Origin of the sequence: Bradyrhizobium cenepequi (assembly GCF_020329485.1) — a bacterium.
Classification (GTDB): domain Bacteria; phylum Pseudomonadota; class Alphaproteobacteria; order Rhizobiales; family Xanthobacteraceae; genus Bradyrhizobium; species Bradyrhizobium cenepequi.
This window is the reverse complement of the sequence record NZ_JAGKJI010000042.1, coordinates 51,100-58,073: the sequence shown is the minus strand read 5'-3', so window position 1 is coordinate 58,073 and position 6,974 is coordinate 51,100. Positions and strand designations below refer to the sequence as shown.

The following is a 6,974-nucleotide window of genomic DNA, read 5'->3' as shown; positions in this document are numbered from 1 at the left end:
GTCGAACAGCCGCTTCCAGATATCCGCCTTCACCCAGTCGCGGAAGCGCGTGAAGACACTGTTCCAGTGGCCGAACGAGGGCGGCAGATCCCGCCAGGGACTGCCGGTTCGCGCGATCCACAGCACGGCCTCGACAAACCGTCGGTTGTCCTTGCCACTGCGGCCGGGATCGCTTGGCTTGCCAAGACAAAGCGGCTCCATCTTCGCCCATTGGGCATCAGTCAAAACGAATCGGTCCATCCATAGCTTGAATCACAACCGAGCCCGGATGAGAATCCTGAATCCCAACAGACCCTAGGCTGGCAAGCTCCTCTCGCTGGTAGCGCACAACGTGGAGTACGGGTCCGAACACCTCGCTTTCAACGTTCGCAACTTTCGAAATTTCGACAATCGTCGGAGACACGAACGTTCCGTGCTCGGTGTCTGGCGGGAGGGCCAGTTCCTCTACGGAATGACCGCGATTGCGCATCGTCTCCACGTGAGAGCGAATATTTCGCTGTGCTTCTTCACTGATAACTGGCCCCACATCGACGGACAGCCGGGCTGGGTTTCCTATTTCAACCTCCCGCATGGCCCCTCGGAGCATCGCCAGAATGCGGTCGGCAACGTCTTCCTGAAGACATAAAATCCGCAGCGCCGAGCAACGCTGGCCCGCCGAGTCGAAGGCGGACGCGATCACGTCAGCAACGACCTGCTCCGCGCCGGCCGAGGAGTCGACTACGAGCGCGTTTTGACCTCCCGTTTCTGCGATGAGCGGTATCGGGTGACCCTTGGCGGTCAGCCGCTCAGCAAGTTGCTTCTGGATCAGACGTGCAACCTCTGTTCGCCCGGTAAACATCACGCCTTGTACGCGGGTATCGCCGACCAATGCTGCTCCGACCGCACCGTCACCTGGCAAGAACTGCAAGACGTCCTTGGGGATGCCAGCTTCGTGCATGATCCGAACTGCCTCGGCGGCTATGAGGGGTGTTTCCTCGGCGGGCTTGGCGAGCACTGGATTGCCCGCCGCAAGCGCAGCAGCAATTTGGCCTGTGAAGATCGCGAGCGGGAGATTCCATGGACTTATGCAAACGACAGGCCCCAGCGGCAAAAGTTTTTCAGCTTCTTCCGCGCATACGATTTCGACCGCGTAGTAGCGTAAGAAATCGACGGCTTGACGAACCTCTGCAATTGCGTTTGCAAACGACTTCCCGGCCTCGCGGATGATCAATCCAACCAGAATTGGCGTATGTGCCTCCATCACGTCAGCCGCCGCATTGAGGTGGCCAGCACGCTCTTTAGCGCTGATGGATGTCCAGGCGGCCGTCACCTTGGCTGCACGCGAGAGAGCCGCCTCGATCTCGGCGGAGGCGGCATCTCGCACTTTGCCGACCACGTCGCGAAGATCAGCAGGATTGCGAATGAGACGAGAGTTGCCGCGGCTTATCGCGCCCGATGGCAATGCTTCCCATTGATGAAGTGCGCTTTTCGTCAGACTTTCGCCCAGCAGAGCGAGCGCACTTTCATCCGAGAGGTCAAGCCCAGCCGAATTCGCTCGGCCCGAACCGTAGAGATCCCGAGGTTTCAGGATTTTGTCGTGCGGAGAGCCTCGCGGCCTCAAAGACCGCGCCGTTTTTACCGGATCCGCGACCAAGTCCTCAACGGGAACGCTCGGGTCCGCGATGCGGTTAACGAAGGATGTGTTCGCGCCGTTCTCCAACAGACGCCGCACCAGATAGGCGAGCAACGTTTCGTACGATCCGACCGGCGCATAGATGCGGCAAGGACGATCGAGTTTCTCACGGCCGACGACCTCCTCGTACAGCGGCTCGCCCATGCCATGGAGGCACTGAAATTCGTACTGGCCACGATAAAAATTTGGTTCCGCCATTTGCACGATTGAAGCCAGTGTTTGCGCATTGTGCGTCGCGAACTGCGGAAACACGGCATCCGGCGCTGACAGGAGCTTACGAGCACATGCGAGGTAGGAGACGTCAGTGTGGATCTTGCGGGTAAATACGGGGAAGTCCTGCATCCCATCAACTTGCGCGCGCTTGATCTCGCTGTCCCAGTAAGCACCCTTGACCAGTCGCACCATCAGGCGACGTTCCGAACGGCGCGCAAGATCGATGAGCCAGTCGATCACGAAAGGGCAGCGCTTCTGATAAGCCTGAGCTACGAAACCAATCCCATTCCAACCTGGGAGATCCTTGTCGACACATAGCGCTTCGAGAAGGTCCAGCGACAAATCCAGACGATCCGCCTCTTCGGCGTCTATATTGAGACCAATCTCATAACGTTTTGCGAGTAGCGCCAACTGCTTCAGACGAGGAAAGAGTTCGTTCATCACTCGGCCAAGCTTGCCGCGACTGTAACGCGGATGGATTGCCGAGAGCTTGATTGAGATTCCCGGCCCTTCGTAAATACCGCGCCCTGCCGAACTTCTCCCGATCGCATGAATGGCTGTCTCGTAAGCCGAAAGGTGGCGCGCCGCATCATCCGCGGTCGTCGCCCCTTCACCCAGCATATCGTAGGAATAGCGAAAGCCGCGCGCTTCCATGCGCCCACTGTTCGACAGCGCCTGCTCGATCGTTTGTCCGGTCACGAACTGCTCGCCCATAAGGCGCATGACGAGCTTGACGCCCTGGCGAATGATGGGCGCGCCGCCCCGCGCAATGAGCCGCGTCAGAGTGGATGAAAGACTGTTCTCAGTTGCGATCGCTGTGAGCTTCCCGGTGACGACAAGTCCCCAGGTCGCGGCATTGACGAACAGCGATGTGCTGTTGCCGACATGAGCGCGCCAATCTCCAGCCGATATTTTGTCGCGTATGAGTGCATCTCGCGTCGGTGCGTCCGGGATACGGAGCAGAGCCTCGGCCAGACATAAGAGCGCGACGCCCTCTTGGCTCGACAACGAATACTCGTGGATGAGAGCTTCGACGCCGCTCGATTGCGCCTTTCCACGAAGGCGTATCACCAGTCCTCGCGCCAAGGTCACGGCCCGCTGCGATGCGTCCTCTGGGAGAGCGGCCAGATCGAAGAGCGGGTCCACACAGTCACGTTCGGCGCGACGATAGGCAGAGGTAATAGCCGCACGAAGGCCGCTCTGCCTGCGCACACTCGCCCTCAATTCCGCAAACGGTGCTGTCGGCGACAGACCATCGGAGATATTGGCGCGTTGCGGTTGCAGCTCTGGCGCGGTACCCGCGAATGACATTGCGCGTCCTCCAATTCGTACAGTGGCAACCTATTAGAGTTCGGCCAGCCGTTTGCACTTTAATGTCGCGCATTGATGCTCTATACGACCAATGTTGCTGGCTTTTGAGGTCTTGTCGTCCATGGATAAGGGCAACTATGGAAAATTGGACCAGTTTGATCGTAAGATCATGGCTGCACTGCAACGGGATGGCCGGAGATCGGTTACGGACCTCGCCAAAGACGTCGGCCTCTCCAAGACCCCATGTCAGGTGCGACTAAAGCGCCTAGTGCAAGGGCGATTCATCGAAGGATTTCGCGCCATTCTCAATCCGCAGCGAATTGGCATGGACCATGTGGCTTTCGTGGAGGTGACGTTGTCTGATACTCGCGAGAAGGCCCTGGCGTCCTTCAATTCGGAGGTTAGAAAAATTGATGAAGTCGAGGAATGCCATCTGATCGCGGGCCGCTTTGATTATCTGTTAAAGGTCAGAACGTCCGACATAAAGAAATACAGGCAGGTTCTCGCTGAGAAGATTTCCAGCCTGCCCAATGTGGCAAGCACGTCAACTTCGGTCGCCATGCAGGCGATAAAGGAAGTATGGTCCGATCCAGTGCGATCATGAACGCGGACTAGGCACACCGCCTAGCCAGCTCACTGCTTCTTTGCTTCACCAACACGACGAGACGGCACATAAGGCAAAACGCAATTAGACCTTCGCGGTGCTCAACGCGCCGCTCGCCCCCGCGATCACCTGAAATGTTTACGCAAGCTGACAACGAAAGCCCACGGTCAAGCCACAGCAAAAAAAGGGCCACTGCCGGAGTTCAGCAGCGGCCCCAGTCCAGTCTAGGGAGAAACAGCAGACGAGCCGGTCTGCCAGCGGATCCTGAAAAATTGTCGAGCCCGTAATCGCTTGCCATCATGATGATAAGCGACGCGACTGCTCAGACTTTTTGAACCTCCAAAGCGCATCGCTTTATTGTGGCGGTCAGTATCGCGCTTTTCGGCTGTCCAAGTGGAATCATTCAATTCGATCGCAAGGCCCCTTGAGATATCGCATCCATGATGTGCATCCCTAGACGAACCGCCTCGGGCGAGGCCAATACCAACTTCGGATGGATCAATGCCAGATTGGCATTGATGGCCGGCAAGGATTGGCAGAAATCCATTCTGCCAGCGATCCTTAAGCACTGTCGAGCGCGTGATTGGGGCGGTCAGGATGATGGAGGGACGCAATCGCCCAGACTTTCGAACTTTCAGAGCACGCCGCTTCATGGTCGTAATACGCTTTTTCGAGCCACTTTGCCTTTTGAAAGCCAAGACATTGCCTGTGCGACCTAAATGGCCATTCTTCTTTACTCGTTTCATCGATCATCTCCCAACAAACAAGCTCATGTTCCACTTCGGAAAGAGCGAGATGCCGAACCGGACGTGTTCGACCGGGCTACGGGAACAACCCACGTGTGTCCTTTGCATCGCGTACCCGCTCCACACCGATCGCCATAGCGCCGGTGCGGTTGAACACTTTGTCCCGCCTACTTCGCGCCAACACCCGCTCAAAGGCACGATCCAGCAGTTGATACTCCCGCCGCATTACCTCTTCCTCCTCCCAGAACAATCGCTGGAGGTCCTGCACCCATTCGAAGTAGCTAACCACTACGCCTCCTGAGTTGCACAAAATATCTGGGATAAGGAAGATCTCCCTCTGACGCTTTTCCAGGATCCGATCGGCTTCCGGTGTGGTCGGGCCATTGGCGCCCTCGGCAAGTATACGGCAGCGCAGATTGCCAGCGATTTTGGCGTCGATTACCCGTTCCACTGCCGCTGGAATCAGTACGTCGCACGGCAACGTCAGCATCTCCGCTGAATCTAAAATGAGTCCGTTGGAGTAGCCATCTAAGCTAACCCTCGAACCTGCGTATTTGACCAATTCTGGGATGTCGAGGCCCGCAGGCCGATAGAGCGCGCCCGTGTGATCGCTTACCGCGATCACCTTCACTCCCATATTGTGCAGCTCGAGTGCGGCGATCGAACCGACATTTCCGAATCCTTGTACAACCGCTGTTGCGCCACTGAGACGCATCTTAAGCTCATCCGCGGCGCGACGAACCAAATGGGCGACGCCCCTTCCTGTGGCCTCACGACGTCCTAACGTTCCGCCAGCGCTCACAGGCTTGCCTGTCACGATTTCAGTGACTGTTTGTCCCTGATACATTGAGTACGTGTCCATGAACCAAGCCATGATCTGCTCGTTCGTCCCCATGTCGGGCGCCATCACATCTGTATGTGGTCCAACAAAAGGAATCATTTCCTGCATGTAGCGACGCGAAAGCGCTTCAAGCTCGCGCTTGGACAAGCTTGAAGGCTCGACATTGATGCCCCCCTTAGCGCCACCATACGGCAATCCGACCAGCGCGCACTTCCAGCTCATCCAGATTGCTAGCGCCGCAACCTCCCCGAGATCGACGCTTGCTGCGAACCGCGTGCCACCTTTTGTCGGGCCAAGTGTGAGGTGATGCTGCACACGATAGCCCTCAAAAACCGCCGTGGTGCCGTCATCTCGGTGAATCGGACAGGATACTGTGACCGCGCGCTTGGGCATTAGTAGCCGAGCCCTTGCGTCTTGCTGAATGCATAGATAATCCGCGATTACCTCGAATTGCTTGACGGCCATGTCAAAAACCGGCCCACCGTATGCGGCCACGTTAGCTCCTTAAGCTGAGTGTGAGATAACAGATGGTTGTCTTGAGTTGCGATGCTCAACCGACATTCCCAAAGGGATGATGCAGCGCGGAGAGCTTGAATTAGCCAGCCTCGGGAGGCGGCGCTCTCAGGTTGAAATGCATCAGGCGATGTTGAAGCAACATGACGGAAGTGAGCAGAAGCATGGCCAGACACACTAATATCAGGCTAACCAAGATGATCATTAACCGTGACGCCATCGCTCGCCTCTGCAATCACCGTTGTCGTCTCGGCTTGGACGATTGCAGGCCTGTCGATTTTACATTTGGATGGCGGCTCTTCGAACGAATGGACAGGCACCTTTTGCCATGAACCGAAATACGCATTGCGCCACCCCTGCCGCGTGGGCAAACGTGGAAGGTGGTCGCAGCAAGCTATCGTTCGATAGTTAGCCGAAGCTCGATACTCTGCCGTTTACCAGCACCACTTCTTGGTCACGCAACGCCTAGAAGTAGAGCTCTTCGTGCTTGGTTACCTTCACGAATGCTGATGTCATTGCGTCCTCTCCCATCGTCATCGAGCACAGCCTCGCCGAAGAGTGCCGTTTTTCCAGATCGATACTATTGCACGCGTTCGCTCATCAAGAATTGATTCGATAGCGATCCGCTTATAAATCTCTTCGCAGGACGCGATGCTAGAGCAAGCGAAGTCTCGTAAGAAGCTTTGGTCGCGAGATTAGGGCGCGACCAAAGGCAAGTCTGCTGTTCATCTCCGGAAAGAGACCAGCCAACTTGCTTTCTCCGTTCGAATGATGTGGAAGCATCTCGAAGACATGCGCAAGGTCGGCCGCATCGACTGTCCCCAACTCCGCCAACATGACGTTCGAGCCTGGGCAATCTCATTGCCACCCTTCGATCTGGAGCCATGGAGTTTAATGAAACTCCCCCGAACTCAATCCCGCCCGCTCAAGAGCGACTTCGTGCCAAAGTGGTCTGAAGCAGCGCGGTCTTGCCGGCGCCATTCGCATCGATGAGCACGACCGTTTACCCGTCGCCCACTGACAGTGACACATACCGAGGCGCAATAATGTCCCATAAGCGACAGTCAGTCCCTA

Annotated in this window: 4 protein-coding genes and 1 pseudogene; 1 reads left to right on the top strand and 4 read right to left on the bottom strand. The window is 56.8% G+C overall.

Features of this window, described 5'->3' with window-relative positions:
• Positions 1 to 240: transposase (locus J6497_RS31315; RefSeq protein ID WP_225708086.1), on the bottom strand; the 240-nt coding region annotated here is incomplete at its 3' end.
• Between the two features lie 55 nt (positions 241 to 295).
• Positions 296 to 3,196: pseudogene (gene putA / locus J6497_RS31310) on the bottom strand (bifunctional proline dehydrogenase/L-glutamate gamma-semialdehyde dehydrogenase PutA); the annotation flags it as partial.
• Between the two features lie 121 nt (positions 3,197 to 3,317).
• Here putA and J6497_RS31305 point away from each other — a divergent pair.
• A complete protein-coding gene (locus J6497_RS31305; RefSeq protein WP_225708085.1) occupies positions 3,318 to 3,800 on the top strand; it encodes an Lrp/AsnC family transcriptional regulator in 483 nt (160 codons plus the stop codon).
• 224 nt (positions 3,801 to 4,024) lie between these two features.
• Here the strand turns inward: J6497_RS31305 and J6497_RS31300 are convergent, their stop codons facing one another.
• Together J6497_RS31300 and J6497_RS31295 are read right to left on the bottom strand one after the other, a co-directional pair.
• A complete protein-coding gene (locus J6497_RS31300; RefSeq protein ID WP_225708084.1) occupies positions 4,025 to 4,546 on the bottom strand; it encodes a hypothetical protein in 522 nt (173 codons plus the stop codon).
• 76 nt (positions 4,547 to 4,622) lie between these two features.
• Positions 4,623 to 5,882, bottom strand: coding sequence for a Glu/Leu/Phe/Val family dehydrogenase (locus J6497_RS31295; protein ID WP_225708083.1), 1,260 nt, complete (start codon positions 5,880 to 5,882; stop codon positions 4,623 to 4,625).
• Positions 5,883 to 6,974: the final 1,092 nt, after the last annotated feature.